At 71.2% G+C, this 22,965-nt stretch carries 27 protein-coding genes and 1 pseudogene; 19 read left to right on the top strand and 9 right to left on the bottom strand.

Annotation, left to right across the window (positions count from 1 at the left end; all coding sequences use genetic code 11):
* The first annotated feature begins 25 nt into the window (after positions 1 to 25).
* Positions 26 to 1,600 carry an alpha/beta fold hydrolase gene (locus Pme01_RS01305; protein WP_168113066.1) on the top strand — a complete coding sequence of 525 codons (1,575 nt, stop codon included), beginning with the start codon at positions 26 to 28 and terminating at the stop codon, positions 1,598 to 1,600.
* Between the two features lie 47 nt (positions 1,601 to 1,647).
* On the opposite strand, the gene Pme01_RS01300 is transcribed toward Pme01_RS01305, so the two are convergent.
* Positions 1,648 to 2,595 carry a GlxA family transcriptional regulator gene (locus Pme01_RS01300; protein ID WP_168113067.1) on the bottom strand — a complete coding sequence of 316 codons (948 nt, stop codon included), beginning with the start codon at positions 2,593 to 2,595 and terminating at the stop codon, positions 1,648 to 1,650.
* Between the two features lie 97 nt (positions 2,596 to 2,692).
* Between Pme01_RS01300 and Pme01_RS01295 the strand changes: the two genes are divergently transcribed.
* On the top strand, positions 2,693 to 3,265 hold the full coding sequence (locus Pme01_RS01295) for a cysteine hydrolase family protein (RefSeq protein WP_168113068.1): 573 nt from the start codon (positions 2,693 to 2,695) through the stop codon (positions 3,263 to 3,265).
* 38 nt (positions 3,266 to 3,303) lie between these two features.
* On the opposite strand, the gene Pme01_RS01290 is transcribed toward Pme01_RS01295, so the two are convergent.
* On the bottom strand, positions 3,304 to 4,518 hold the full coding sequence (locus Pme01_RS01290; RefSeq protein ID WP_168113069.1) for a hypothetical protein: 1,215 nt from the start codon (positions 4,516 to 4,518) through the stop codon (positions 3,304 to 3,306).
* A gap of 282 nt (positions 4,519 to 4,800) precedes the next feature.
* Here Pme01_RS01290 and rpsP point away from each other — a divergent pair, with 282 nt between their 5' ends.
* From rpsP to Pme01_RS01235, 11 genes are all read left to right on the top strand, one after another.
* The gene (gene rpsP / locus Pme01_RS01285) at positions 4,801 to 5,277 is read left to right on the top strand and encodes a 30S ribosomal protein S16 (protein WP_168113070.1); all 477 of its coding nucleotides are present in this window, start codon (positions 4,801 to 4,803) and stop codon (positions 5,275 to 5,277) included.
* Positions 5,252 to 5,509, top strand: coding sequence for an RNA-binding protein (locus Pme01_RS01280; protein ID WP_168113071.1), 258 nt, complete (start codon positions 5,252 to 5,254; stop codon positions 5,507 to 5,509). Before rpsP ends, Pme01_RS01280 begins: the two co-directional genes overlap by 26 nt.
* A 6-nt stretch (positions 5,510 to 5,515) precedes the next feature.
* Positions 5,516 to 6,043 carry a ribosome maturation factor RimM gene (gene rimM, locus Pme01_RS01275; protein WP_168113072.1) on the top strand — a complete coding sequence of 176 codons (528 nt, stop codon included), beginning with the start codon at positions 5,516 to 5,518 and terminating at the stop codon, positions 6,041 to 6,043.
* A gap of 69 nt (positions 6,044 to 6,112) precedes the next feature.
* Positions 6,113 to 6,877 (top strand): tRNA (guanosine(37)-N1)-methyltransferase TrmD, encoded by a 765-nt coding sequence (gene trmD / locus Pme01_RS01270; RefSeq protein WP_168113073.1) that lies wholly within the window; start codon positions 6,113 to 6,115, stop codon positions 6,875 to 6,877.
* Positions 6,878 to 6,973: 96 nt separating this feature from the next.
* Positions 6,974 to 7,330 carry a 50S ribosomal protein L19 gene (gene rplS / locus Pme01_RS01265; RefSeq protein ID WP_168113074.1) on the top strand — a complete coding sequence of 119 codons (357 nt, stop codon included), beginning with the start codon at positions 6,974 to 6,976 and terminating at the stop codon, positions 7,328 to 7,330.
* A 240-nt stretch (positions 7,331 to 7,570) separates the two neighbouring features.
* Positions 7,571 to 8,389 carry a signal peptidase I gene (gene lepB / locus Pme01_RS01260; protein ID WP_239087963.1) on the top strand — a complete coding sequence of 273 codons (819 nt, stop codon included), beginning with the start codon at positions 7,571 to 7,573 and terminating at the stop codon, positions 8,387 to 8,389.
* Positions 8,386 to 9,030: a signal peptidase I gene (gene lepB, locus Pme01_RS01255; RefSeq protein ID WP_168113075.1), complete on the top strand. Its 645-nt coding sequence runs from the start codon at positions 8,386 to 8,388 to the stop codon at positions 9,028 to 9,030. Before lepB (Pme01_RS01260) ends, lepB (Pme01_RS01255) begins: the two co-directional genes overlap by 4 nt.
* A 52-nt stretch (positions 9,031 to 9,082) precedes the next feature.
* Positions 9,083 to 9,556, top strand: a complete 474-nt coding sequence (locus Pme01_RS01250) for an NUDIX hydrolase (protein ID WP_168113076.1) — start codon at positions 9,083 to 9,085, stop codon at positions 9,554 to 9,556.
* Positions 9,550 to 10,296 (top strand): ribonuclease HII, encoded by a 747-nt coding sequence (locus Pme01_RS01245; protein WP_168113077.1) that lies wholly within the window; start codon positions 9,550 to 9,552, stop codon positions 10,294 to 10,296. The genes Pme01_RS01250 and Pme01_RS01245 overlap by 7 nt, the downstream gene beginning before the upstream one ends.
* The gene (locus Pme01_RS01240) at positions 10,293 to 10,613 is read left to right on the top strand and encodes a DUF2469 domain-containing protein (protein WP_168113078.1); all 321 of its coding nucleotides are present in this window, start codon (positions 10,293 to 10,295) and stop codon (positions 10,611 to 10,613) included. Before Pme01_RS01245 ends, Pme01_RS01240 begins: the two co-directional genes overlap by 4 nt.
* 88 nt (positions 10,614 to 10,701) lie before the next feature.
* A complete protein-coding gene (locus Pme01_RS01235; protein ID WP_168113079.1) occupies positions 10,702 to 11,265 on the top strand; it encodes a murein hydrolase activator EnvC family protein in 564 nt (187 codons plus the stop codon).
* A gap of 70 nt (positions 11,266 to 11,335) precedes the next feature.
* On the opposite strand, the gene Pme01_RS01230 is transcribed toward Pme01_RS01235, so the two are convergent.
* Together Pme01_RS01230 and Pme01_RS01225 are read right to left on the bottom strand one after the other, a co-directional pair.
* Entirely contained in the window at positions 11,336 to 12,514 is a 1,179-nt protein-coding gene (locus Pme01_RS01230) for an aminotransferase class V-fold PLP-dependent enzyme (RefSeq protein WP_239087951.1), read from the bottom strand.
* A 240-nt stretch (positions 12,515 to 12,754) separates the two neighbouring features.
* Positions 12,755 to 13,699: a tyrosine recombinase XerC gene (locus tag Pme01_RS01225; RefSeq protein ID WP_373315428.1), complete on the bottom strand. Its 945-nt coding sequence runs from the start codon at positions 13,697 to 13,699 to the stop codon at positions 12,755 to 12,757.
* Positions 13,700 to 13,966: 267 nt separating this feature from the next.
* Between Pme01_RS01225 and Pme01_RS01220 the strand changes: the two genes are divergently transcribed.
* The 3 genes from Pme01_RS01220 (at position 13,967) to Pme01_RS01210 (ending at position 17,145) form a co-directional block, all read left to right on the top strand.
* Positions 13,967 to 15,268: an ABC transporter substrate-binding protein gene (locus Pme01_RS01220; RefSeq protein ID WP_168113080.1), complete on the top strand. Its 1,302-nt coding sequence runs from the start codon at positions 13,967 to 13,969 to the stop codon at positions 15,266 to 15,268.
* Between the two features lie 63 nt (positions 15,269 to 15,331).
* Positions 15,332 to 16,297, top strand: coding sequence for a carbohydrate ABC transporter permease (locus Pme01_RS01215; protein ID WP_203935372.1), 966 nt, complete (start codon positions 15,332 to 15,334; stop codon positions 16,295 to 16,297).
* The gene (locus tag Pme01_RS01210) at positions 16,294 to 17,145 is read left to right on the top strand and encodes a carbohydrate ABC transporter permease (RefSeq protein ID WP_203935371.1); all 852 of its coding nucleotides are present in this window, start codon (positions 16,294 to 16,296) and stop codon (positions 17,143 to 17,145) included. The genes Pme01_RS01215 and Pme01_RS01210 overlap by 4 nt, the downstream gene beginning before the upstream one ends.
* A 64-nt stretch (positions 17,146 to 17,209) precedes the next feature.
* Here Pme01_RS01210 and Pme01_RS01205 read toward each other — a convergent pair whose 3' ends face one another.
* The gene (locus tag Pme01_RS01205) at positions 17,210 to 17,530 is read right to left on the bottom strand and encodes an STAS domain-containing protein (protein WP_168113081.1); all 321 of its coding nucleotides are present in this window, start codon (positions 17,528 to 17,530) and stop codon (positions 17,210 to 17,212) included.
* Positions 17,531 to 17,738: 208 nt separating this feature from the next.
* Here Pme01_RS01205 and Pme01_RS01200 point away from each other — a divergent pair, with 208 nt between their 5' ends.
* From Pme01_RS01200 to Pme01_RS31925, 3 genes and pseudogenes are all read left to right on the top strand, one after another.
* Positions 17,739 to 17,975, top strand: coding sequence for a helix-turn-helix domain-containing protein (locus Pme01_RS01200; RefSeq protein ID WP_168113082.1), 237 nt, complete (start codon positions 17,739 to 17,741; stop codon positions 17,973 to 17,975).
* A pseudogene (locus tag Pme01_RS31930) lies at positions 17,975 to 18,295 on the top strand (Clp protease N-terminal domain-containing protein); the annotation flags it as partial. The gene Pme01_RS01200 and the pseudogene Pme01_RS31930, both read left to right, overlap by 1 nt.
* An 81-nt stretch (positions 18,296 to 18,376) precedes the next feature.
* Positions 18,377 to 18,559, top strand: coding sequence for a Clp protease N-terminal domain-containing protein (locus Pme01_RS31925; protein ID WP_444544216.1), 183 nt, complete (start codon positions 18,377 to 18,379; stop codon positions 18,557 to 18,559).
* A 50-nt stretch (positions 18,560 to 18,609) separates the two neighbouring features.
* On the opposite strand, the gene dprA is transcribed toward Pme01_RS31925, so the two are convergent.
* The 4 genes from dprA to Pme01_RS01175 all read right to left on the bottom strand — a co-directional run bounded on the left by dprA (position 18,610) and on the right by Pme01_RS01175 (position 22,945).
* On the bottom strand, positions 18,610 to 19,779 hold the full coding sequence (gene dprA / locus Pme01_RS01190) for a DNA-processing protein DprA (protein ID WP_239087950.1): 1,170 nt from the start codon (positions 19,777 to 19,779) through the stop codon (positions 18,610 to 18,612).
* Positions 19,776 to 21,296, bottom strand: a complete 1,521-nt coding sequence (locus Pme01_RS01185) for a YifB family Mg chelatase-like AAA ATPase (RefSeq protein WP_168113084.1) — start codon at positions 21,294 to 21,296, stop codon at positions 19,776 to 19,778. The genes dprA and Pme01_RS01185 overlap by 4 nt, the downstream gene beginning before the upstream one ends.
* Entirely contained in the window at positions 21,296 to 21,655 is a 360-nt protein-coding gene (locus Pme01_RS01180) for a YraN family protein (RefSeq protein WP_168113085.1), read from the bottom strand. Before Pme01_RS01180 ends, Pme01_RS01185 begins: the two co-directional genes overlap by 1 nt.
* A gap of 117 nt (positions 21,656 to 21,772) precedes the next feature.
* Entirely contained in the window at positions 21,773 to 22,945 is a 1,173-nt protein-coding gene (locus Pme01_RS01175) for a pyridoxal phosphate-dependent aminotransferase (protein WP_168113086.1), read from the bottom strand.
* Positions 22,946 to 22,965: the final 20 nt, after the last annotated feature.

The raw sequence follows: 22,965 nt of genomic DNA, 5'->3' as shown, positions 1-22,965 counted from the left end.
GCCATCGACGGATGGAGGTCAATCAATGCGGCGACAACTCCTCGCGTTGCTGGCGGTCACCGCCGTGACGGCGGTGCTCACGCCGGCGACGCCGGGGCACGCGGCGGCCAAACCACCGGCGCTGAGCTGGGGGGCCTGCCCGCCGGCGGAGCCCGGCGTCGAGCGCGATCCCCGCCAGCAGTGCGCCACCCTGCGGGTGCCGCTGGACTACCGCAGGCCGCAGGGGCGGCAGATCGACATCGCGGTCTCCCGGATCCCGACCGCCAAGCCCGGCCTTCGGCACGGGATCCTGCTGTTCAATCCGGGCGGCCCGGGCGGCTCCGGCCTCGACTTCCCGGGCATGCTGCTCCCGCTGCTGCCGGCCGACGTCACCGACCGGTTCGACCTGATCGGCTTCGACCCGCGCGGCATCGCCAACAGCACGCCGGTCACCTGCGGCATCGACCCGAACACCCCGACCGAACTGATCCTGCCGTACCCCGCGCCGGACGGCTCCATCGGCCGGAACGTGGCGTACGCCCGCCGGACGGCCGCGGACTGCGCCCGGCTCTCCGGTGACCTGCTGCCCTACCTCACGACCGCGAACACCGCCCGGGACATGGACCGGATCCGGGCCGCGCTCGGCGAGCCCAAGCTGTCCTACCTCGGGTACTCCTACGGCACCTACCTGGGCGCGGTGTTCACCTCGCTGTTCGGCGCGCACAGCGACCGCATCGTGCTGGACAGCGCGGTGGACCCGACGAAGGTCTGGTACGACATGTGGCGGACCTGGGGGTCGGCGATCGCGCTGCGACTGCCGGACTTCACGAAGTGGGCCGCCGACCGGGACGCCACCTACCAGCTGGGCGCCACGCCGCAGGCGGTCGAGCACACCTACTACGAGCTCGCCGCGCGGTTTGACCGCGACCCGCTGGACATCGGCGGCCTCGTGGTGACCGGCAACCTGTTCCGCGAGATCACCCGCAGCGCGCTCTACAACGACCACAACTTCCCGGACCTGGCCTCGATCTGGCAGACCCTGGCGCAGGCGCCCGCTACGAAGGTCGGGTCCGCGGCCGAGGCGATGCGGCAGTTGCTGGCGCCCGCGCCGGCCGCGGCACAGGTACCGGTCGACAACGGGGTCGCGGCGCTGTACTCGGTCGTCTGCGACGACGCCGCCTGGCCACGCGAACCCGGCGTGTACGCACGGAACGTGGCGGTCGGCCGGCGGCTGTTCCCGGCGACCGCCGGCATGCCGGACAACATCTGGCCCTGCGCGTTCTGGAAGAACGGGCCGGTGGAGCCGCCCGTCAAGGTCACCGACAAGGGGCCGCGCAACGTGCTGATCCTGCAGAACCTGCGCGACCCCGCCACGTCGTGGAGCTCGGGCTTCGGGCTGCGCCGGGCGCTGGGCCAGCGGGCCGACTTCATCAGCGTGGACCAGGGCGGCCACGGGGTGTACCTGCTCACGCAGGCCCCGTGCGCGAACGACGTCGCCACGGCGTTCCTCGCCCACGGCAACCTGCCGGCCCGTGACGCGTTCTGCCCCGGCCAGTCGCCGGGTGACGTGACCGGTCTGACGACCGTGCCGCGGGTCAAGCTGCCCGGCCCCCTGGGGTAGGTAGCGGTTCGAGGAGGGCGTCCCGGCCGGGACGCCCTCCTCCGCGTTCACGCGGCCGCGAACCGCGACCGGTACGCGGTGGGCGTCGTCCCCACGTCGCGGCCGAAGTGCCGGCGCAGCACGGCCGTGGTGCCGAATCCGGCCCGCCGCGCCACCTCCTCGATCGGTAGGTCGCTGCGTTCGAGCAGTTCCTGAGCGAGCTGTACGCGCTGGTGGTGCAGCCACCGCAGCGGCGTCGTACCGGTGGTCTCCACGAACCGCCGGGCGAACGTACGCGGTGACTGGTGGGCCCGGCGGGCCAGCTCCACGACGGTGAGCGGCCGGTCGAGGTGCTCGCGCGCCCACGCCAGTACGCCGCCGAACTCGTCGCCGGACGGCTCGACCACCACGCGGGGCAGGTACTGCGCCTGGTCACCGTCGCGGTGCGGCGGAGTCACCATGCGCCGTGCGATCGCGGCCGCCGCCGTCGCGCCGTGCGCCTCCCGTACCAGGTGCAGGCACAGGTCGATGCCGGCGGCGGTACCCGCCGACGTCCACAGCGGACCGTCCTGTACCCACAGTGGACCGTTCGCGACCGTCACCGCCGGGTGCCGGTCGGCCAGGGCGGCCGTCAGCATCCAGTGCGTGGTCGCCCGGCGCCCGTCGAGCAGGCCCGCGTCCGCGAGCAGGAACGCCCCGCTGCACAGGGCGGCCACCGGTACCCCGGCGTGGTGGACCGCCCGCAGCGCCCGGCGCTCGGCAACCGTGGCCTCCGGCGGCGCGGGCTCGGCGCCGGGTACGAGGACCAGGTCGGCCTCGGTGAGCGCCGACAGGCCGTGCGTGGCGGACAGGCTCGCCCCGCCGACCAGGGTGACCGGCCGCTGGCCGGGGGAGCAGCGGCGAAGCTCGAACGTCGGCACCCCGTCGTCGCGCCGGTCGACGCCGAACACCTCGTGGATCACGCCGTAGTCGAACAGCCGGACCGCGTGGTGGAGCAGGACAGCCACGGTACGCATGCCGCAATCATGCCAGGTGAGGGCGTGGCAGTAATCAGCGCATGATGGTCAAAGCTGCCACTGTCGGCCGGCCCGGCGTCGTCCGACGATTGACGGCATGACCAGCCACATCGAGCCCAACGCGGCTCTCGTCGTCATCGACGTCCAGACCGGCTTCGACGACCCGTACTGGGGCCGTCGCGGCAACCCGGCGGCCGAGGAGAACATCGGCCGCCTGATCTCCGCGTGGACCGCCACCGGCCGCCCGATCGTCCGGGTGCGCCACGAGTCCCGGTCGCCCGGTTCGCCCCTCGCGCCCGGCGCGCCGGGCCAGGCGTTCAAGCCGGTCGTGGCCGACCTCGTACCCGCTCTGGACGTGGTCAAGAGCGTGCACTCGTCGTTCCACGGCTCCCCGGACCTGCACGCCTGGCTGACCGGCGCCGGGGTCCGCCAGGTCGTGATCTGCGGGATCCAGACCAACCGCTGCTGCGAGACCACGGCCCGGCTCGCCGGCGACCTCGGGTACGACATGCTGTACGCCCTGGACGCCACGTACACGTTCGACGAGGGTGGGCTGACCGCCGAGCAGATCATGGCCGTGACCGCGGTGAACCTGGACGGTCACTTCGGCCGGGTGCTCACCACCGACGACCTGTTGTCCCGGTCGGGGGAGCTCGAGCCGGCGCTGTGATGTGAGGGGGTGCGCCCCGTCCGGGGCGCGCCCTCTCGCTACACCAGGGTCGAGACCAGGAAGAGCACGCCCAGCGCGTACGCGAGCGGGACGGCGGCCAGCGCGAACAGGCCCGACCCGACCGCCGGCAGGCGGCGGAGCACCAGCACCACCGGCAGCATCAGGGCGTGGGACCGGGACTGGGTGATGTGCGGTCCCACGATGAGCGGCACCGTGAAGATCAGGAATCCGTACAGCGTGAGCGCGACGTCGAGTGCGTTCGCCCGGCCGCGCGCGGCCTCCACCGCCACCACCAGTACGGCGACGACGACCAGCGCCAGGGCGGCGTGCAGCTCCCAGCCGAGGGTGGTGATGACCTTCGGTACCGGCCACGCGTGCGGGCCGGTGCCCGGGACGGGCAGCGCGTGCAGAAGTTCCCGGTACGACGTGACCGGGTTGTGCAGGCCTCCGCCCCAGCGGCGGTGGTAGTCCATGAAGACCATGGGGCGGCCGGTGTCGTGCCAGAGCAGCGCGAAGGTGGCCGCCACGCCGAGCGACGTGAGACCGCACGCCACCACGGCCTGGCGCAGCCAGGTCCACGATCCCCGGGATCGGGTCAGGAACAGGTACGCCAGCATGGCCGGCGCGATCAGCGCCGAGATGCTGTACGTCATCGCGGTGAGCATTCCGGCGAGCCCGGCCAGCGCCCACCAGCCGCGCGAGAGCAGCGTCCAGGTGACGAGCGCGAGTAGCACCGACAGGGCGATCGGGAAGGTGGCGTGGTAGTAGATCGCGCCCGGCCAGCAGGCGGCCAACGCCAGGCACGCCACGTTGCGGGCGGTGGCGCGCGCGCCGAGCAGGTGCCAGAGCAGCAGCAGCACCCCGAGCAGGCAGACCTCGGCGACGACCACGCCCGCGACCGCCCAGTCCAGGCCGAACAGGTCGTGGACCGGGCGCAGCACCAGCGGGTACAGCGGGAACCAGCCGATGTTGCCGCAGGCCTCGGTCAGGCCCGGCACGGACATCTCCGGTGGACAGTGCTCCGCCCGGTAGCCGTTGCGGGCGATGCTCAGGTACTGGAACGCGTCGTACCGCGCGTGGGTGGCCGCCTTGAGCCAGTCGAAGCCGTGGCGGTGGGCGGCGTACCAGAACAGCACGTTGCTCGCCAGGTGGACGAGGAACGGCGGGGTCCAGTGGATCAGCGTCGGCCGTCGCGCCGCGATGCCCCGTCCGTTGACACCGGTGACGGGAGCAGCTTCGAGGGTGGAGAGCACGAGCTACAGGCTATGGGAATTGCCCATGATCATGGTGAATTGGTCGATTTTTCATGATTCTTTAGACCGGTTGGGTCCGTGCGGGTGGCGGTCGGACGATTGTCGGGCGGGGCCGTTCGGCGGAACGGCCACCCGTCTGGCACAATGGTCGACTGGTATCGGTACGTGTCCGGCGCCCTCTAACCCGGGCACGCCACCAGTCCACCCGAACTGCCGTTCGCGCGATCCCCACCGCGTGTAGTCGGCGAGGATCTCAACCACTAATCCAGGAGCGAGCAGACAGTGGCCGTACGTATCCGGCTTCTGCGGATGGGCAAGATCCGCAACCCGCAATACCGCATCGTCGTCGCGGACTCGCGCACCAAGCGCGACGGCCGGGCGATCGAGTTCGTCGGGATCTACCACCCGAAGGAGGAGCCCTCGCTGATCGAGGTCAACTCCGACCGGGTGCAGCACTGGCTCAAGGTCGGCGCGCAGCCGAGCGAGTCCGTGCAGGCGATCCTGTCGAAGACCGGCGACTGGCAGAAGTTCAAGGGCCTGCCCGCGCCCGAGCCGCTGAAGGTCGCGGCCGCCCGTGCCGACCGGCGCGCGGCCTACGAGGCCGAGGCCCAGGCGGCGGCCGGCGTGGCCGCTGCGGCCAAGCCGGCGAAGAAGACCGCGGCCAAGAAGGCGGAGGCGCCCGCGGCCAAGACGGCGGAGGCGCCCGCGGCCGAGCAGTCGGAGGAGCAGGCTGGTGCCGGCGCCGGCGAAACGGCCTGACTCGTTGCGCCCGGCGCTCGAGCATCTGGTCAAGGGCATCGTCGAGCACCCGGACGACGTGCGCGTCCGGATGGTCGACTCGAGGCGCGGTCAGCGTCTCGAGGTCCGCGTGCATCCCGAGGACCTCGGTACGGTGATCGGCCGTGGCGGGCGTACCGCGAAGGCGCTGCGCCAGGTGATCACGTCGATCGGTGGGCGTGGCATCCGCGTCGAGATCGTCGATTCGTACTAGGTGCAGATGCAGCTCGTAGTCGGTCGGATCGTGCGCCCGCACGGCATCCTCGGTGAGGTTGTCGTCGATGTGCGCACGGACGAGCCCGGCGAACGCTTCGTACCCGGGTCGGTGCTGGTCACCGACCCGGGTAGGCGCGCTGCTCCGGGCGTACCCCCGACGCTGACCATCGAGACCGTCCGGCCGCACCAGAACCGGCTGCTGGTGGTCTTCGACGGCGTGTACGACCGCGACCTCGCCGACGGGCTGCGCGGAGTGCTGCTCTGTGTCGACAGCGCGGACGTGCCGACCAACGACGACCCGGACGAGTTCAGCGACTTCGAACTGGTGGGCCTGGCGGCGGTCTCGCCGGAGGGGGAGACGTACGGCGAGGTGGTCCGCATCGACCACGCCCCATCCTCGGACCTGCTGGTCCTGCGCCGTCCCGACGGCCGCAACGCGCTGGTGCCGTTCGTCAAGGCGATCGTGCCCGAGGTCGACGTGGCCGGTGGTCGAGTGGTCGTGACCCCGCCCGAGGGCCTGTTCGACCTCTAGGCCTTTCCGCGATCTTGGACATTGTGCCGCCTGTAGGTCGCATCACTGTCCACGACCGGGGAGGACATCATGAAAATCGACATCGTCACGATCTTCCCCGAGTACTTCGCGCCGCTGGACCTGTCGCTGGTCGGGCGGGCGCGGACCACCGGGCTGCTCGACGTCGACGTGCACGATCTGCGGACGTGGACCCACGACGTGCACCGGACCGTCGACGACACCCCGTACGGCGGTGGCGCCGGCATGGTGATGCGCCCCGAGCCCTGGGGTGAGGCGCTCGACGCGGTGGCGCCCGCCGGTGCCCGCCTGGTCGTACCGACGCCCGCCGGTGCCCCGTTCACCCAGGAGACCGCGTACGAACTGGCGTCGGCGGAGCACCTGGTGTTCGCCTGTGGCCGGTACGAGGGCATCGACCAGCGGGTACTCGACCACGCCGCGACCCGGATGCCGGTCACCGAGGTGTCGCTCGGCGACTACGTGCTCTTCGGCGGCGAGGTCGCGGTCCTGGTGATCCTCGAGGCGGTGGTACGGCTGCTGCCCGGCGTGCTGGGCAACGCCGACTCGCTGCTGGAGGAGTCGCACACGGGCGGGCTGCTGGAGACGCCGGTCTACACGAAGCCGGCCAGCTGGCGCGGGCATGACGTACCTGACATCCTGCGCTCCGGCGACCACGGTCGGATCGCGCGGTGGCGGCGCGACCAGGCCCTGCTTCGCACGGCGGAACGCCGACCGGATCTCCTGGCGGCGCTGCGGTCGGATAAACTGGACAAACGTGATGTGACACTCCTGTCGGAGGCCGGATTTCAGGTACCGGGCTCCGATGTGGCAAAGTAGTGGGGTTGCCGCGGGCTGATGCCCGCCGCGAATCAGTTCTGATCTCAGCTGCGCACCGCGATTCGGTGCGCCTTGAGCAACGAGGATGTAGCAGCGATGAACCTGCTGGACGCACTGGACGCCCAGTCGCAGCGGACCGACATCCCGGCCTTCCGTGCCGGTGACACGCTCAAGGTGCACGCGCGGGTGGTCGAGGGTAACCGTTCCCGTATCCAGGTCTTCCAGGGCGTCGTGATCGCTCGCCAGGGGACCGGGCTGCGGGAGACCTTCACCGTCCGCAAGTTGAGCTTTGGTGTCGGCGTCGAGCGGACCTACCCGGTGCACAGCCCGGCGCTGGACCGCATCGAGGTGCTCACTCGCGGTGACGTCCGCCGGGCGAAGCTGTACTACCTGCGCGAGCTGCGCGGTAAGAAGGCGAAGATCAAGGAGAAGCGCGAGAAGCAGGCGAGCTGACGCGCCGTCGGCGGCCCCCCACAGTGGCGTCGGCCCTCTAGGGTAGCGGCAGTGATGTATCGGGACTCCGACGACTCCTGGGACTCGTCCGAGCGCGCCGACCCATACCCGTCCGAGCGCCCCTCCCGCGGTGACGACCCGCAGGGCAGGGGCCTCGGCGCGCCCCGGTACGAGGCCTCTTCCCGGCGTGAGGGCGATCCGACCTCGTTGGGCGCACGGGCCCGCCGCACGCGCAAGGACATGCCGCTGTGGCAGGAGCTTCCGCTTCTGCTGATCGTCGCGTTCTGCCTGGCCGTGCTCGTGCGCACGTTCCTGGTACAGGCGTTCTTCATCCCGTCGGGCTCGATGGAGGAGCGGCTCCAGGTCGGCGACCGGGTGCTCGTCAACAAGATCGTCTATGACGTGCGCCAGCCCGAGCGCGGGGAGATCGTGGTCTTCCGGGGTACCGACAACTGGGCTCCGGAGAGCCGGGTCGACGCCAACGCCGGGTTCTTCGCCAAGCTCGGGCACACCGTCGGCGATCTGGTCGGGGTCAGCCAGCCCGGGGAGAAGGACTTCATCAAGCGGGTGGTCGGCCTGCCCGGTGACATCGTGGCGTGCTGTGATGCGGGCGGCCGGGTCACGGTCAACGGGTTCCCGCTGGATGAGCCGTACGTGACCGACAACTCGCCGATCGACGCGCCGCCCAGTCCGAAGGAGTGCCGCTCCCGCAGGTTCGGGCCGATCACGGTCGAGCAGGGCCAGATGTTCGTCATGGGCGACCATCGACTGGTCTCGCAGGACTCGCGCTGCCAGGGGCAGGTTCCGATCGAGAACGTGATCGGGCGGGCGTTTACGATTGTCTGGCCCAGCAGGCACTGGTCCGGTCTCGGTGTACCGGCGACGTTCAGCCAGGTGCCCCGGCCGATCGCCGCGGGGTCGGAACACCCGCCACTCCGGCGGGAGCCGACGGGTGGGGTCGCGGAGCTGGTGGTAACTGTGCCAATCCTCGTATCTTCCACCTTTACGGCGCGTTCCCGACGCATCCGGCGCGGGCGAGGACGTAGGCTCCTCGCGTGATTGACGAACAGACCAACCGGAGAACGAATTCGTTCTGGCGCGAGCTTCCGATTCTTGTCGTTGTCGCGTTCGTCGTCGCGCTCCTCGTCCGGGTGTTCGTGCTCCAGACGTTCTACATCCCGTCGGAGTCGATGGAGCACACCCTCGACATCAACGACCGCGTGCTCGTCAACAAGGTCGTTTACAAGTTCCGGGCACCGCACCGGGGCGAGATCGTCGTCTTCAAGTCGCCCACCTCGTGGCGCAGCGACCCGTCCGAGGAAGACTTCATCAAGCGCGTCATCGCGGTGAGCGGCGACCACGTCGTCTGCTGCGACGCCCAGCACCGGCTGATGGTCAACGGGCGGGCACTGGACGAGCCGTACCTGTACCGCGACTCCAACGGCGCTGCCGACCTGCCCAGCGAGGAGCCGTTCGACGTGACGGTGCCCCGGAACCGGTTATGGGTGATGGGCGACCACCGGTCGCACTCCGGTGACTCCCGCGAGCAGTTCCTGCGCACCCGCGACACGAACGCCGCCACCATCCCCGAGGAGTCGGTGGTCGGCCGCGCCTTCGTGGTCTTCTGGCCGGTCTCGCACGCCAAGTGGCTCACCGTTCCGGGCACCTTCGACCGCGTACCCCTGCCGCCCAAGGCGTGAGCCGCAGGCTGGCCGGTGGCGGCCGCTTCATCGGTCGTAGGCTGGGCTTGCCATGAATCGACCCGACGCGACCCTCCGCCGGGCGGCGCGCGTACTGCTGGTCGACGCCTCCTCGCGGGTTCTGATGCTGCGCGGCCACGACCCGGCCCGTCCGGACCAGCGGTACTGGTTCACCGTCGGCGGCGGCCTGGACGACGGCGAGACCCCGGCCCAGGGTGCGGTACGGGAGCTGTTCGAGGAGACCGGCCTGCGGGTGTCCGCCGAGGCACTCGGCCGGCCGGTGTTCCACGAAGCCGTCGAGTTCCCCTTCGACGGCGCGTGGTACCGGCAGGAGCAGGACTTCTTCCTGCTCCGGATCGACTCGTGGGAGGTCGACTTCGCCGGCCACAAAGCGCTCGAGCGGGCCACGGTGGACGCGTACCGCTGGTGGACCGTGGACGAACTGCGCGGCAGCGAGGAGCGGTACTACCCGGCGGCCCTGCCGGACCTGATCGCCCGGCTGCTGCGGGAGGAGACCCCGTGCTGAACCCACCCCGTACCGTGGTGCACCGCGGTGCCGGCCTGTACGCGCTGGAGCGGGCGCTCCAGCGGCGAGGCTTCGCGTACGTCGCGGGCGCCGATGAGGCCGGCCGGGGAGCCTGCGCCGGCCCGCTCGTCGTCGCGGCCGTGATCCTGCCCGCCGGCCGGCGGGGTGAGATCGACGGGTTGACCGACTCGAAGCTGCTCACCCCGGCCGTCAGGGAGCGGATCTACCAGTCGGTCATCGAGCGGGCGGCGGCGTACTCCGTCGTGGTCACGCCGCCGGGGGAGATCGACAGCCGGGGGCTGCACGTGTGCAACCTGGCCGGCATGCGCCGGGCGCTGGCCCAACTGGCGCAGCGACCGGACTACGTGCTCACCGACGGCTTCCCGGTGGACGGGCTGGAGGTTCCGGGCCTCGCCGTGTGGAAGGGTGACCAGGTGGCGGCGTGTGTGGCGGCGGCAAGCGTGGTCGCGAAGGTGACCCGGGACCGGATCATGGTGGAGCTGGATGAAACCTGGCCGGAGTACGGTTTTGCCGTGCATAAGGGATATGTGACATCCGACCACTCGGCCGCGCTTCGGCGACACGGGCCGTGCCGGGTGCACCGCTTCTCGTACACCAACGTGGCAGCGGTGGCGGATGTGGTGGGGCAGCGGAGTACCGTCGGCGTGGCGTCCGGCGTGACCGCACCGGGAACGGTCGTGGTGGGCGACAATGTCGGCATGGAAGGCGGAGTGCGATGAGCGCCGAAGATCTCGAGAAGTACGAGACCGAGATGGAGCTGCAGCTCTATCGGGAGTACCGCGACATCGTCCGCCAGTTCTCGTACGTGGTGGAGACGGAGCGTCGCTTCTACCTCGCCAACCAGGTCGACCTGCACGTGCGCAACTCCGACGGCGAGGTGTACTTCGAGGTCGAGATGCACGACGCCTGGGTCTGGGACATGTACCGCCCGGCCCGCTTCGTCAAGAACGTGCGGGTGATGACGTTCAAGGACGTCAACGTCGAAGAGCTGGAGAAGCCGGACATCTCGCTGCCGGATGGTGGGTTCGCCGGCTGAGGCCGCGCCTGTCCACAGCCACCCTCGCTGTCCACAGCCGCTGAACCGGGTGTGGTGAGCCGCCGGCCGACGGGTCGAGGCTTTCGGCATGTCCGTGACTCTCGGTCGCCGCGTCGCCGTTCTCCTGGCGTTGACCGGCGCTGTTCTCCTGCCGTTGACCGGTGGTGCTCTCGTGCCGGCGGGCGGCGCCGTGGCTCGGCCGGGACCGATCGCGCCCGACCCGCCCCCGGTCGCCACCGCGCGGTTCGGCTGGCCGCTGGGCGGGCCGCCCCCGGTGGCACGCCGGTTCGAGCCGCCACCGCGACCGTGGCTGCCCGGGCACCGGGGCGTCGACCTCGCCGCCGCCCCTGACGTGCCGGTACGCGCGGCCGGCCCCGGCGTCGTTCGGTTCGCGGGCCGGCTGGCCGGTCGGGGAGTCGTGAGCATCGACCACGCCGATGGCCTGCGCACCACGTACGAGCCGATCACGCCGACCGTGGTCGCCGGCCAGTCGGTGCGCGCCGGAGAGCAGATCGGGGTGCTGGAGGCCGGCCACCCGGGCTGCCCGGTCGTCGCCTGCCTGCACTGGGGCCTGCGGCGCGGCGAGGTCTACCTCGATCCACTGGCGCTCGTGGGCCGGGCCCGGGTCAGGCTCCTGCCGACCTTCCCATGATCACGAAGCTCTTTCCCTGTCAGGACACGGACGAAGCTCCGTGATCATGAGGAGGGGGTCGAGGAGAGGGTCATGACAGGGACGCAAGGAAACCAGGCAGCCGCTCGGCGAGCCGCTCGTAGTCCGACGCCTGGTTGTAGACCTGGGCGGACAGCCGGAGCAGCCCCTGGCCCCGGTACGGGTTGACGGCCACCTCGAAGCCCAGCTCGTCCGCGATGCGTCGGCGCAGCGCCGAGGCGGAGGCGAGGTCGGTCGCGAGCCCCGATGGCAGCGGTACCACCCGCATCGCCAGCCCGGGCGCCCCCGCCGGCGGTTCGACCCCGAGCGCGGCGGCGACCACCCGCTGGCCGTACTCGGCGAGCCGGGCATTGTGCTCGCGTACCGCCTCCACGCCCAGCGTGCGCAGCGTGAACAGCGCGGTCGGCGCGGCCAGCCAGGGCGTGTAGTCGAGCGTGCCCTGCGATTCGACCCGGGCCGGGAACCCCGACTCCTGCTCCCAGGAGACCACCAGCGGGCGGATGCGCTCCCGCCACGCGGGCGCCACGGCGAACAGCGCGGTGCCGCGCGGAGCGTACGCCCACTTGTGCAGGTTCCCGACCCAGAAGTCGGCGCCGAGCTCGGACACGGAGACCGGTAACTGCCCGGGTACGTGCGCCGCGTCGACCAGGACGGGTACGCCGGCGGGGCGGAGCGCGGACGTGATCCGGGCGACCGGGAACAGCCGCGCGGTCGGCGAGGCGATCTGGTCGATGATCACCAGCCGGGTACGCCCGGTGACCGCTCCGGTGACGGCGGCGACGACCTCGTCGTCGGTGGGCGCCGGCGGCAGCGGGACCGTACGGTGCACCGCCCCGCTGCGGGCGCAGAGGGCGTCGACGGCGAGCCGCACCGCTCCGTACCCGTGCTCCGTGGTGACGATCTCGTCACCCGTACGCGCGTCGAGCGATCCGAGGACCAGGGCGGTGCCGATCGTGGTGTTGCCGACCAGGGCGCTGCCGTCGGGGTCTGCGCCGAGAAAGCCGGCGAGGTGGCGGCGGGTGTGGGCGATCCTGTCGACCAACCCGACCGCGTAGAAGCGCGGTGGGTCGGCCTCCATCTCGTCGCGCAGCCGCTGCTGGGCCCGCTGGGCGGGGACCGGCACGGCCCCGGACGAGCCGTGGTTGAGGTGGACGACGGCCGGGTCGAGCGAGAAGCACTGCCGGACGTTTTCCCACTCGACGCTGACGCCTTCGATTACCCGACCTGACACGAGGCAACCTTATAGAGTGATCGCCGGGCACCGTCGGATGCCCGCATGTCCTATCGTGGCCCCGGTCGGTTGCGGGTACGTTCACGGCGATAGCTGCGCAACGATTGGCTGGCAGAGTCGAAACAGTTCGGCATCCGGGGTCCACATCGACACCTTCCCGGTGCAGCAGGTGCTGGCGAAGTTCGGCGCGCCGGCGTCGATTCCACTCCTGTGCCGGAGCCGGCCGGCCGCTGACGTCGGTCAGGCGCGCGGGTGAGCCTGCCGGTACGCCGCCCGCAGCCGCTCCACCGACACATGGGTGTAGATCTGGGTGCTGGACAGCGAAGCGTGCCCGAGGATCTCCTGGACGGCCCGCAGATCGGCGCCGCCCTCGACCAGGTGGGTCGCGGCGGAGTGGCGCAGCCCGTGCGGCGAGAGGCGCGGCAACCCGGCGCCGGTGGCGGCGGCCGCCACGATCCGCCGTACCGCGGTGGCGACGAGCCGGCCCCCGCGCGCGCCGAGCAGGAGCGCCGATCCGCTGCGCGACCCGGCCAGGGCCGGCCGCCCGTGCCGCAGGTACGCGTCGAGAGCCTGCTCGGCCGGGGCGCCGTAGGGCACGGCGCGCTCCTTGGCGCCCTTGCCGAAGACGCGGACGACGCGGCGGCCGCGGTCCACGTCGGCCACGTCGAGCCCGCACAGCTCGCCGACCCGGATCCCGGTGGCGTAGAGCAGTTCGAGGACCAGTCGGTCACGCAGGACGAGAGGAGCATCGTCGGGGTCCCGCGTCGGCGTGGTCACGAGCGCCTCGGCCTGGTCGGCGCGCAGCACCCCGGGCAGTTCCCGGTGCGCCTTGGGGCTCGCGAGGCGCTGGCCGGCGTCGGCCGGTGCGAGCCTCTCCCGGTACGCCCAGGTGCAGAAGGTACGTGCGGCGGCCCCGCGCCGGGCGAGGGTGGTACGCGCCGCGCCGGCCGTCCGCAGCCGGGCCAGCCAGCTACGCAGGACGACGAGGTCCACATCGGCGGGTGAGCTGCCACCCATCCGGGCGGCGTGGTCGAGCAGCGACACCACGTCGGAGACGTACGCCCGGACCGTGTGCGCCGACCGGTTGCGTTCACCCGCCAGGTGCTCGGCGAAACGGTCGACGGCCTCCCGCATCGCCTCGGGCAGCCCGGCGTGCGACTCCTCGGTACCGTGGTGCGCTTTCACGCATTGACCGTGGCCGCAGTGGTACCGGCTCGTCAAGGCGCCGCGCCGGCAACGGCAGCCGGCGCCGGAGGCCGGCGCCGCGTTTCGAAACCTCCAGGTGACAGTGCGGTAACTTCCCTTGCACCTTTCCGTAATGCGGGTTTGGATGTTCGCACGATCGACACCGGTCGCCGTGAACGGCCGTTCAGGCTGGTGCACTCCAGACCAGCGTTCGCCGTGGCGGCGCCGTTCCAGCGGCGCGATGGCGCGCCACAGAGGGGAGCTGTGATGCGAGGACGGCACGGGTTAGCGGGGGTGGTCGCCGGTTTCGGTGCCCTGGCCCTCGTCGTCGGGCTTTCCGCGTGTGGCGAGACGAAGACGACCGATACGGCCAAGCCCGGCGCTCTCGAAGGCAAGGGACCCATCACCCTGGCCACCGGTAAGGACACCTCGGGCTACCTGCAGGGCGCGCTCGACAAGTGGAACAGCTCCCACCCCAACGAGCAGGTACGCCTGATCGAGCTGCCGGAGAGCGCCGACCAGCAGCGGCAGCAGATGATCCAGAACGCGCAGACCAAGTCGGACGCGTACACGGTCCTCAACACCGACGTGGTGTGGACCGCCGAGTTCGCCGCCAACGGCTGGATCGAGCAGCTTCCCGAGGACCAGTTCGCCCTCGACAAGATGCTCAAGGGTGCGGTCGAGACCACGAAGTACTTCAACAAGCTGTACGCAGCGCCCTACCTCACCGACGCCGGGATGCTCTACTACCGCAAGGACCTGCTCGACGCCGCCGGGATCACCGCGCCGCCGAAGACCTGGGACGAGCTGAAGTCGGCCTGCCAGAAGGTCGCCCCGCAGGCCGGCGGCGCCGGCTGCTACGGCGGTCAGTTCGAGAAGTACGAGGGTCTCACGTGCAACTTCAGTGAGGCGGTCGCGTCCGCCGGTGCCAACGTGGTGGACGACCAGGGCAAGCCGGCGCTGTCCGACGCGAAGGCGAAGCAGGGGCTCGACTTCCTCGTCAAGAGCTTCCAGGACGGGACGATCCCGAAGGAAGGCATCACGTACAAGGAGGAGGAGGGCCGCCGCGCCTTCCAGGAGGGCAAGCTGATCTTCCACCGCCAGTGGCCGTACCAGTACGCGAAGGCGAACGCCACGGACGGCTCGAGCAAGGTGGCCGGCAAGTTCGCGGTCGCGCCGCTGCCCGGCCTCACCGGCCCGGGTAAGGCGACCCTCGGCGGCCACAACCTGGCGATCAGCAAGTTCGGGAAGAACAAGGGCACCGCGCTGGAGTTCATCAAGTTCCTCACCAGCGAGGCCGAGGAGAAGGTCCACCTGCAGAAGACGTCGGAGGCGCCGGTCTACGCGGCCCTGTACGACGACCCCGAGCTGGTGAAGCAGTTCCCGTACCTGCCGGTCCTCAAGGACGCGGTCGGCAGCGCCGTGCCGCGCCCGCGGATCGTCAAGTACAACGACGCGACCACCGCTATCCAGGACGAGGCGTACGCGGCGCTGACCGGTACCAAGTCCTCCGAGCAGGCCCTCAAGGACCTGCAGACCAAGCTGACCTCGATCGTCGGCAACAAGTAGCGGGCACCGCCGGGCCGGGGCGGCGACGCCCCGGCCCGCACCCCTTCGCAAGGAGGACCATCAGTGACCGCGACCTCGGTGGATGCGCGTACCGTACCGGCGGGTAAGCCGCGCGGGCACGTCACGAACCGTCGGGCCGGCGTCGGCAGGCTCGCCTTCCTCTTGCTTTCGCCCTCGGTGCTCGTACTCGGGCTGGTGATCGGGTACCCGATCGTCTCCGCCCTGCGGATCTCCTTCGTCAAGACGACCGAGGGCATCGACGCGAATACCGGCCTGATCACCCGTACGACCGGTTTCTCCCTGGACAACTACACGAACATCTTCACGGGCGAGACCGGCCGCCTGTTCTGGAACGCCTTCTGGAACACGACGACCTTCACCGTCACCACGGTCGTCATCGAGACCGTCGTCGGCGTCTGCATGGCTCTGATCATGAACCGGGCGTTCCGGGGTCGGGGCCTGGTACGGGCGAGCATCCTGGTGCCGTGGGCCATCCCCACCGCCATCTCGGGGCTTCTCTGGCGCTGGATCTTCACCTCGCAGGGCATCGCCAACGACGTCCTGAACACGCATGTCCTGTGGACCACCGAGGGAATCCAGTCATGGCTGGCCGTGGTCATCGCCGACACCTGGAAGACCGCGCCGTTCATCGGGCTGCTGGTGCTGGCCGGTCTCCAGATCATCCCGGCCGAGGTGTACGAGGCGGCCAAGATAGACGGTGCCGACGCCTGGCGCACCTTCTGGCGGATCACGCTGCCGCTGGTGCAGCCCGCGCTGGTGGTCGCCGTGCTGTTCCGCATGCTCGACGTGCTCCGCATGTTCGACCTGCCGTTCGTGCTCATCGGCAGGGGCAAGATGTCGACCGACACCCTGTCCATCCTCGCGTACAACGAGATGAGCAACCTGCGCTTCGGTCCCGCGGCCGCGTACGCGACGGTGCTGTTCGTCTACGTCGCGATCGTCGCGTACGTCTTCGTCAGGGTTCTCGGCGCCGACATCGTCGGCCGGGGCGTTGGGAGGTCCAAGTGAGCGCGCCTGTAGCGACCGGACGGCGACGCCGGGGAGCCGGCTGGCTGTACTACGTCGGGATCGCGGCGATCGTGGTGTACTGCCTGGCGCCCTTCTACTGGATGGTCGTCTCGGCGCTGCGGCGGCCGGCGGACCAGTTCTCCAACGCACTGCTGCCCGACCCGCCGTCCCTGGACAACCTCGTGGCCGCGTTCTCGCCGGGCAACGGGTTCGGACGCGCGCTGCTCAACAGCGTCATCGTCGCGAGCATCACCACCGTGCTGACCCTGATCCTCGGCATCTCGGCCGCGTACGCGTTGGCCCGGCTGGAGTTCCGGGGCAAGGGCACGATCCTTTCGATCATCATCGCGACGTCGATGTTCCCGGGCATCGCGGTGGTCGTGCCGCTGCTCCAGCTCTTCGTGGACATCAATTGGATCAACACCTATCAGGCGATGGTCCTGCCGAGCATGAGCTTCGCGCTACCGCTCGCGATCTGGCTGCTCACCGCGTTCTTCCGGCAGATGCCCTTCGAACTGGAGGAGGCGGCGCAGATCGACGGCTGCACGCCGGCCGAGGCGTTCCGCAAAGTGATCATGCCGTTGGCCGCCCCGGGCGTGTTCACCACGGCGATCCTGGTCTTCATCGCGGCGTGGAACGAGTTCATCATCGCGGTCAGCGTGGTCAACAAGAACGAGCTCAAGACGGCCAACGTCATCGTTTCCCAGTTCACCGGGCAGTACCAGTTCGACCAGCCGTTCGGTACCCAGATGGCGGCGGGTGTGGTGGTGACGGTCCCGCTGGTCATCGCCGTGCTGCTGTTCCAGCGCAGGATCGTGGAGGGGCTCACCGCCGGCGGCGTGAAGTAGCCGGCGAGACCCGATTGTCCGGGGCAGGTATCCACCTGCCCCGGATCGTCGTACCGACCGGCTCTCAGGCCGCGGTCGGATACGCCAGCATGAGCGCGCTGCGCAGCTGGCCGGCGTCGCGTACCGCCATCGCGTGCCCACCGGGCAGGCGCAGCTCCAGGCCGAAGCCGAGCTGACCGGCCCGTACGGCTGCGGCAGCCAGGACGGCGACGGCGGAGTTGTCGATGGACGGGACCTCGACGAGGTCGACCACCACGGGTCTGGTACCGGCGTCCAGAAGCTCCTGCAGCACGCGGTACAGCTCGGGAGCGACGGCGCCGTTGAGCGTCCAGTCGGTCCACACGAGTGCGGTGCCGTCGAGGCGGACAACGACGAAGGAGTTCATTACCACTGGCCTCCTCGTGGACTGAGGTGACCGGGCTCTACCCGATGGGGACGAGCTGAAAACGTCCAGGCTCTCATCGTTTCCGGTGAAATCCGCGGTCGAGAGCGTCCACACCCGGCGCGCCACACGTGGACAGTCCTCGGTGGACACCCGCTCGGGCTTGTCAACCAAGGTTGACAAAAGTGAGTTGTCAACGTAGGTTGACACCATGAGCGACGTTACGGAACTGGCCGCGGCCGCCGGCGGCGCCGATGCGCGGGTCGGGCTCCGCGCCGTGCTCGCCCTGCGGCGGTTGGCCGACAGTCTCGAGGTGCTGCAGGTCGACAACGCCAGGCGGCAGGGCTGGTCATGGCAGGAGATCGCCGACGCGCTCGGGGTCAGCAAGCAGGCGGTGCACAAGAAGCATGCCGGCCGTCGGCCGGCCGACGGTCCAGGGGAGGCGTGATGTTCGAACGGTTCACCACGGAGGCGCGGCAGTTGGTCGTGCTGGCCCAGCAGGAGGCCCGGGAGTTGAAGCATCCGTCGATCGGCACCGAGCACCTGTTGCTGGCGCTGCTCGACAGCGGTAGCGGCGGCGCGCACGTGATACTCCGCGAGGCGGGTCTGACCCGCGAGCGGGTGGTCGCCGACATCAATCGGTTGGTCCGCCCCGAATCCGTTCCGCTCGGGGACGGCGACGCCGCCGCGCTGGAGGCGATCGGGATCGACCTGGACGCGGTACGGGAAAAGGTGGAGGAGATCTTCGGGCCGGGCGCCTTGCGGCCGCCCCAGCCCGAGCAGCGGCAGGGGTGGCTGCGCCGCAAGGTCGTCGGCGACCACCGGCCCTTCAGCTTCCGCGCGAAGAAGGTGCTGGAGCTGTCGCTCCGGGAGGCGGTGGTGCTCAAGCACAGATTCATCGGGCCGGAGCACATCCTGCTGGGTCTCCTGCGGGAGGGCAGCGGCCTGGCAGCGAAGATCCTCTCCGAGGAGGGACTCGACTTCACGGTGCTGCGCCGGCAGGCCGTCGCGGCGCTCGACAAGGCGGCGTGAGCCTCGGCGCCGGTCGCCGCGGCGCTCGCGGGAGGCGCCGCGGTGACCGGCTAGGGCGGTGTCGGTGCCAGCCGGTACCCGTTGTCGTGCTCGACGACGAACCCGGCGGCGACCAGCGTGGGTAGGGTCCGGCGGGCGTCCCGGCCGCTCACGCCGGCCGCCGCGGCGACCTCCTCGGCGGTACGCGCCTTGCGCGGCAGTACGGCGTCGAGCAGTTGGGCCGCGAGCGGGTCGAGAGTGTCATGTGGACGTTCGGGCCCGCGGGGCGTCGGCGCCAGGTCGTCGCCGATCCGTCCGACCTCCTCGATGACCTCCCCGTGGTCGTTGACCAACCTCGTGCCCTCCTGGCGCAGCTCGGCGTGGCAGCCGACCGACATGGCGCTGGTCACCGGGCCGGGCACCGCCATCGCCGCCCGGCCCAGTGCGCGGGCCCGCCCGAGCGTCTGCCGGGCGCCGCTGCGGCCGGCGGCCTCGACCACCACGGTGCCGCGGGTGGCCGCCGCGATGACGCGGTTGCGGATGAGGAAGCGCATCCGGTGCGGAGCGGAGCCGAACGGCCACTCGCTGACGAGCAGGCCCGATTCGCCGATCCGGTCGAAGAGGTTGGCATGACCGAGCGGGTACGGGCGGTCGAGGCCCGACGCGAGGATCGCGGCGGTGAGGCCGCCGGCGGCGAGCGCGGCACGGTGCGCCGCCGCGTCGATGCCGTACGCGCCACCGGAGACCACGGTCCAGCCGCGCTCGGCGAGCCCGTGCGCCATCTCGGTCGCCACGTACGTGCCGTAGTTGCTGGCGGCCCGGGCGCCGATGACCGCGACCGACCGGTCGAACGCCTCGTCGAGCGCCACGTCACCGCGTACCCACAGGCAGTGGGGAGGATCCGTGTCGCGCTCGACCGCCCGGCCGTCGGCGGCCCGGCTGAGGCGTACCAGGTCGTCGAGTTGGCGCGGCCACTCGTCGTCCTCCGGGGTGACCACCCGGGCGCCGAGCCGGTCGGCGTCGCCCAGCAGCGACCGGGCCAGGACGCGGGCGTCGGTGGCGTCGGTCAGCCGCAGTCGCGCCGCCTCGGCGAGCCGCTCGGACACCGACCCCCGCACCAGCCGGTCCAGCCCTTCGACCGGGCCGACGCGCCGGACCAGCATGCCCAGCTCCCGATTGCCCGGCTCGGTCAGGCAGCCGAGCGCCACCCGGGCCAGCCGTACCTCGTCGGCGTCGGTCACAACAGCGTCCCCCTCCGCAGTTCGAGAGCCTCGGTCACGTCGCCGACGTCGGGCCGGTCCCGACCGTCGAGGTCGGCCACCGACCAGGCGACCTTGACGACCCGGTCGTGGCCGCGGGCCGACAGGCTGCCCCGGTCCAGGGCATCCGCCAGTGGCCGGGTCGCCGACCGGGGCAGCCGCCACCGGCGGTCGCGCAGCGCGGCGCCCGTCACGTCGGCGTTGCAGGTCGCGCGGGCGCCCTTCCACCGGGCTGCGGCCGCGGCCCGGGCCCGCGCCACCCGGTCGGCCACCACCGCCGAGGACTCCCCGGAGCTACGGTCGGCCAGCAGCGCCGACGAGGCGACGGGCATCAGGGTCACCTGGAGGTCGATGCGGTCGAGCAGCGGACCGGACAGCCGGCCCAGGTACCGCCGGCGTACCTGGCGGCTGCACTCGCACGCCTGGTCGCCCTCGGGACGGGCACACGGGCACGGGTTCGCGGCGAGGACGAGCTGGACCCGGGCCGGGTAGTGGGTCTCCCCGCCGGAGCGGCGCAGCCGCACCTCGCCGTCCTCCAGCGGCTGGCGCAGCGCTTCGAGGACCCGGCGACTGAACTCGGGTGCCTCGTCCAGAAACAGAACGCCACGGTGGGCGAGGCTCAGGGATCCCGGCCGGGCGATCCCGGAACCACCGCCGACCAGGGCGGGCATCGTGGCGGTGTGGTGCGGCGCCTGGAACGGCGGCCGTCGGATCAGCGGGCTGCCGGCCGGCAGTACACCGGCGATGGAGTGGACGGCGGTCACTTCGAGTGCCGCGGAGTCGTCGAGTAGCGGCAGGATCGTCGGCAGGCGCTGCGCGAGCATCGTCTTGCCGGCACCGGGCGGGCCGAAGAGCGCCAGGTGGTGACCGCCCGCGGCGGCCAACTCGATCGCGCGCCGGCCGCGCTCCTGACCGAGGACGTCGGCGAGGTCGGGTCCGGTCGGTGGCGGGGCCGCCTGGGCTGCCGGCGGTGAGCGCAGGGGTACGCCGTCGCGGGCGAAGTCGACCAGTTCGCGCAGCGTGCCGGCGGCCCGGACGGTCACGCCGGGTACCAGGCTCGCCTCGGCGGCGTTGGTGACCGGTACGACCACCTGCTCCAGGCCCGACCGTGCGGCCGCCAGCACCGCGGGCAGCACACCGCGGACCGGCCGGACCGTGCCGTCGAGACCGAGCTCACCGAGCAGAACGGCGCGGTGCAGCAGGTCGACCGGTATGACGCCGGCGCCCGCGAGGACCGCCACCGCGACGGCCAGGTCGAAGCCGGAGCCGTGCTTGGGCAGGTGGGCCGGGAGCAGGTTGACGGTGATGCGCCGCTGCGGCCAGGACTCGCCGGAGTTGACCACCGCCGACCGCACCCGGTCGCGCGACTCGACGAGCGCGGCGTCGGGCAGGCCGGACACGACCATGCCGGGCAGGCCGGTGGCCAGGTGCGCCTCCACGACGACGACCTCGCCGGTGACGCCGACCAGCGCGACGGAGCGGACCTTGGCGTACCCCACTAGAACGCTCCCCGGATGTGTTCGACCCGGGCCGCCCCGGCGGGCTGGGGGAGCACGCTGACGACGTCGAAGCGGACCGTGTGCGGGCGAACCCCGGCCTGCGCCAGCCACTGGGCGGCGAGGCGGCGCAGGCGCCGTACCTTCGCGGTGTCGACCGCCTCGGCGGGCGTGCCGAACCGGTCGCCGCGACGGGTCTTGACCTCGCAGAAGACCAGATCCGAGCCGTCGCGCAGGATCAGGTCGATCTCACCGGCCCGGCAGCGCCAGTTGCGGTCGAGCACGACCATGCCCTGTTCCAGCAGGTGCGCGCACGCCACCCGTTCGCCGTACGCGCCGACCGCGTCTTTCGCTTGCGTCATGGCGCAGAGGCTCGTGCCCGGCCGCGGTCACGGGCAAGCGTTCACGATCAGGATGTGGACGGCGAGGGTGGGCTGTGGACGGGGCAACAGCGAGGAAGACGATCTGCTATGGCGCCCTCAGCCGGCGGACAGTTTCCGCAGCCGGGCGACGGCCTCGTCGAGCACCTCGTCCCGCTTGCAGAAGGCGAACCGGATCAGGTGCCGCCCGGCGTCCACGGAGTCGTAGAAGACCTGGGTCGGCACCGCCACCACCCCGCAGCGCTCGGGCAGGGACCGGCAGAACTCCACCCCGTCGGTACCGCCGAGCGGCGTGATGTCAGCGGTCACGAAGTAGGTCCCCGCCGAGTGCAGCACCTCGAAGCCCGCGTCGGCCAACCCCGCGCACAGCCGGTCTCGCTTGCCCCGGAGTGAATCGCGGAAGCCCTCGTAGTAGGAGCGCGGCAGGCCGAGAGCGACCGCGACCGCCGGCTGCTGCGGGCCGGCGTTGACGTACGTGAGGAACTGCTTGACCCGGGTGACCGCGGAGATCAGCGGCGCCGGGCCGCATGCCCAGCCGACCTTCCAGCCCGTACACGAGAAGGTCTTTCCGGCGGAGGAGATCTGCACGGTGCGGTCCCGCATCCCGGGCAGCCCGGCGACCGGGATGTGCGCGCCGTCGAAGACCAGGTGCTCGTACACCTCGTCGGTGACCGCGACCACGTCGTGCTCCACGCACAGCGAGGCGATCAGGGTCAGCTCGTCGGCCGTGAAGACCTTGCCGGTCGGGTTGTGCGGCGAGTTGAGCAGGACCATCCGGGTACGCGGGCCGAAAGCCGCCCGCAGCTCGTCCGGGTCGAATTCGTAATCGCCGGCCGGGCCGGGCCGCAGCGTCACCGGCCGCCGCACGGCGCCGGCGAGGGCGATCGACGCGGCGTACGAGTCGTAGTACGGCTCGAAGCACACCACCTCGTCGTCCGGCTCGCACAGCGCCAGGACCGCCGCCGCGATCGCCTCGGTCGCTCCGGCGGTGACCAGCACCTCACCGTCCGGGTCGTAGTCAAGGTTCCAGAACTCGCGCTGGTGCGTCGCGATCGCCGCCCGCAGCTCCGGGATGCCCGGACCCGGCGGGTACTGGTTGCGGCCGTCGCGGATCGCGCGTACCGCCGCCTCGAGCATCTCCGGCGGGCCGTCCGTGTCGGGGAAGCCCTGGCCGAGATTGACCGAGCCGGTACGGGTGGCGAGAGCGGACATCTCGGCAAATATCGTCGTACCGAAGGGGCGCATGCGGGCGACGAGCGGGTCCATGAGCATGGATAAGAGCCTAGGACGAC

Source organism: Planosporangium mesophilum, assembly GCF_016863255.1.
Taxonomy (GTDB): Bacteria; Actinomycetota; Actinomycetes; order Mycobacteriales; family Micromonosporaceae; genus Planosporangium; species Planosporangium mesophilum.
The sequence above is the reverse complement of the archived record's forward strand: the minus strand, read 5'-3'. Positions and strand labels throughout refer to the sequence as shown.

What these genes read in the sequence shown, in the direction of transcription:
- Pme01_RS01235 (WP_168113079.1), top strand. Translation starts at nt 10,702, where the DNA reads ATGTCCGTGACTCTCGGTCGCCGCGTCGCCGTTCTCCTGGCGTTGACC.
- Pme01_RS01220 (WP_168113080.1), top strand. Translation starts at nt 13,967, where the DNA reads ATGCGAGGACGGCACGGGTTAGCGGGGGTGGTCGCCGGTTTCGGTGCC.
- Pme01_RS01240 (WP_168113078.1), top strand. Translation starts at nt 10,293, where the DNA reads ATGAGCGCCGAAGATCTCGAGAAGTACGAGACCGAGATGGAGCTGCAG.
- rimM (WP_168113072.1), top strand. Translation starts at nt 5,516, where the DNA reads ATGCAGCTCGTAGTCGGTCGGATCGTGCGCCCGCACGGCATCCTCGGT.
- Pme01_RS01180 (WP_168113085.1), bottom strand. Translation starts at nt 21,655, where the DNA reads ATGACGCAAGCGAAAGACGCGGTCGGCGCGTACGGCGAACGGGTGGCG.
- lepB (WP_239087963.1), top strand. Translation starts at nt 7,571, where the DNA reads ATGCCGCTGTGGCAGGAGCTTCCGCTTCTGCTGATCGTCGCGTTCTGC.
- Pme01_RS01295 (WP_168113068.1), top strand. Translation starts at nt 2,693, where the DNA reads ATGACCAGCCACATCGAGCCCAACGCGGCTCTCGTCGTCATCGACGTC.
- Pme01_RS01300 (WP_168113067.1), bottom strand. Translation starts at nt 2,595, where the DNA reads ATGCGTACCGTGGCTGTCCTGCTCCACCACGCGGTCCGGCTGTTCGAC.
- Pme01_RS01305 (WP_168113066.1), top strand. Translation starts at nt 26, where the DNA reads ATGCGGCGACAACTCCTCGCGTTGCTGGCGGTCACCGCCGTGACGGCG.
- rplS (WP_168113074.1), top strand. Translation starts at nt 6,974, where the DNA reads ATGAACCTGCTGGACGCACTGGACGCCCAGTCGCAGCGGACCGACATC.
- Pme01_RS01200 (WP_168113082.1), top strand. Translation starts at nt 17,739, where the DNA reads ATGAGCGACGTTACGGAACTGGCCGCGGCCGCCGGCGGCGCCGATGCG.
- Pme01_RS01205 (WP_168113081.1), bottom strand. Translation starts at nt 17,530, where the DNA reads ATGAACTCCTTCGTCGTTGTCCGCCTCGACGGCACCGCACTCGTGTGG.
- Pme01_RS01175 (WP_168113086.1), bottom strand. Translation starts at nt 22,945, where the DNA reads ATGCTCATGGACCCGCTCGTCGCCCGCATGCGCCCCTTCGGTACGACG.
- Pme01_RS01250 (WP_168113076.1), top strand. Translation starts at nt 9,083, where the DNA reads ATGAATCGACCCGACGCGACCCTCCGCCGGGCGGCGCGCGTACTGCTG.
- trmD (WP_168113073.1), top strand. Translation starts at nt 6,113, where the DNA reads ATGAAAATCGACATCGTCACGATCTTCCCCGAGTACTTCGCGCCGCTG.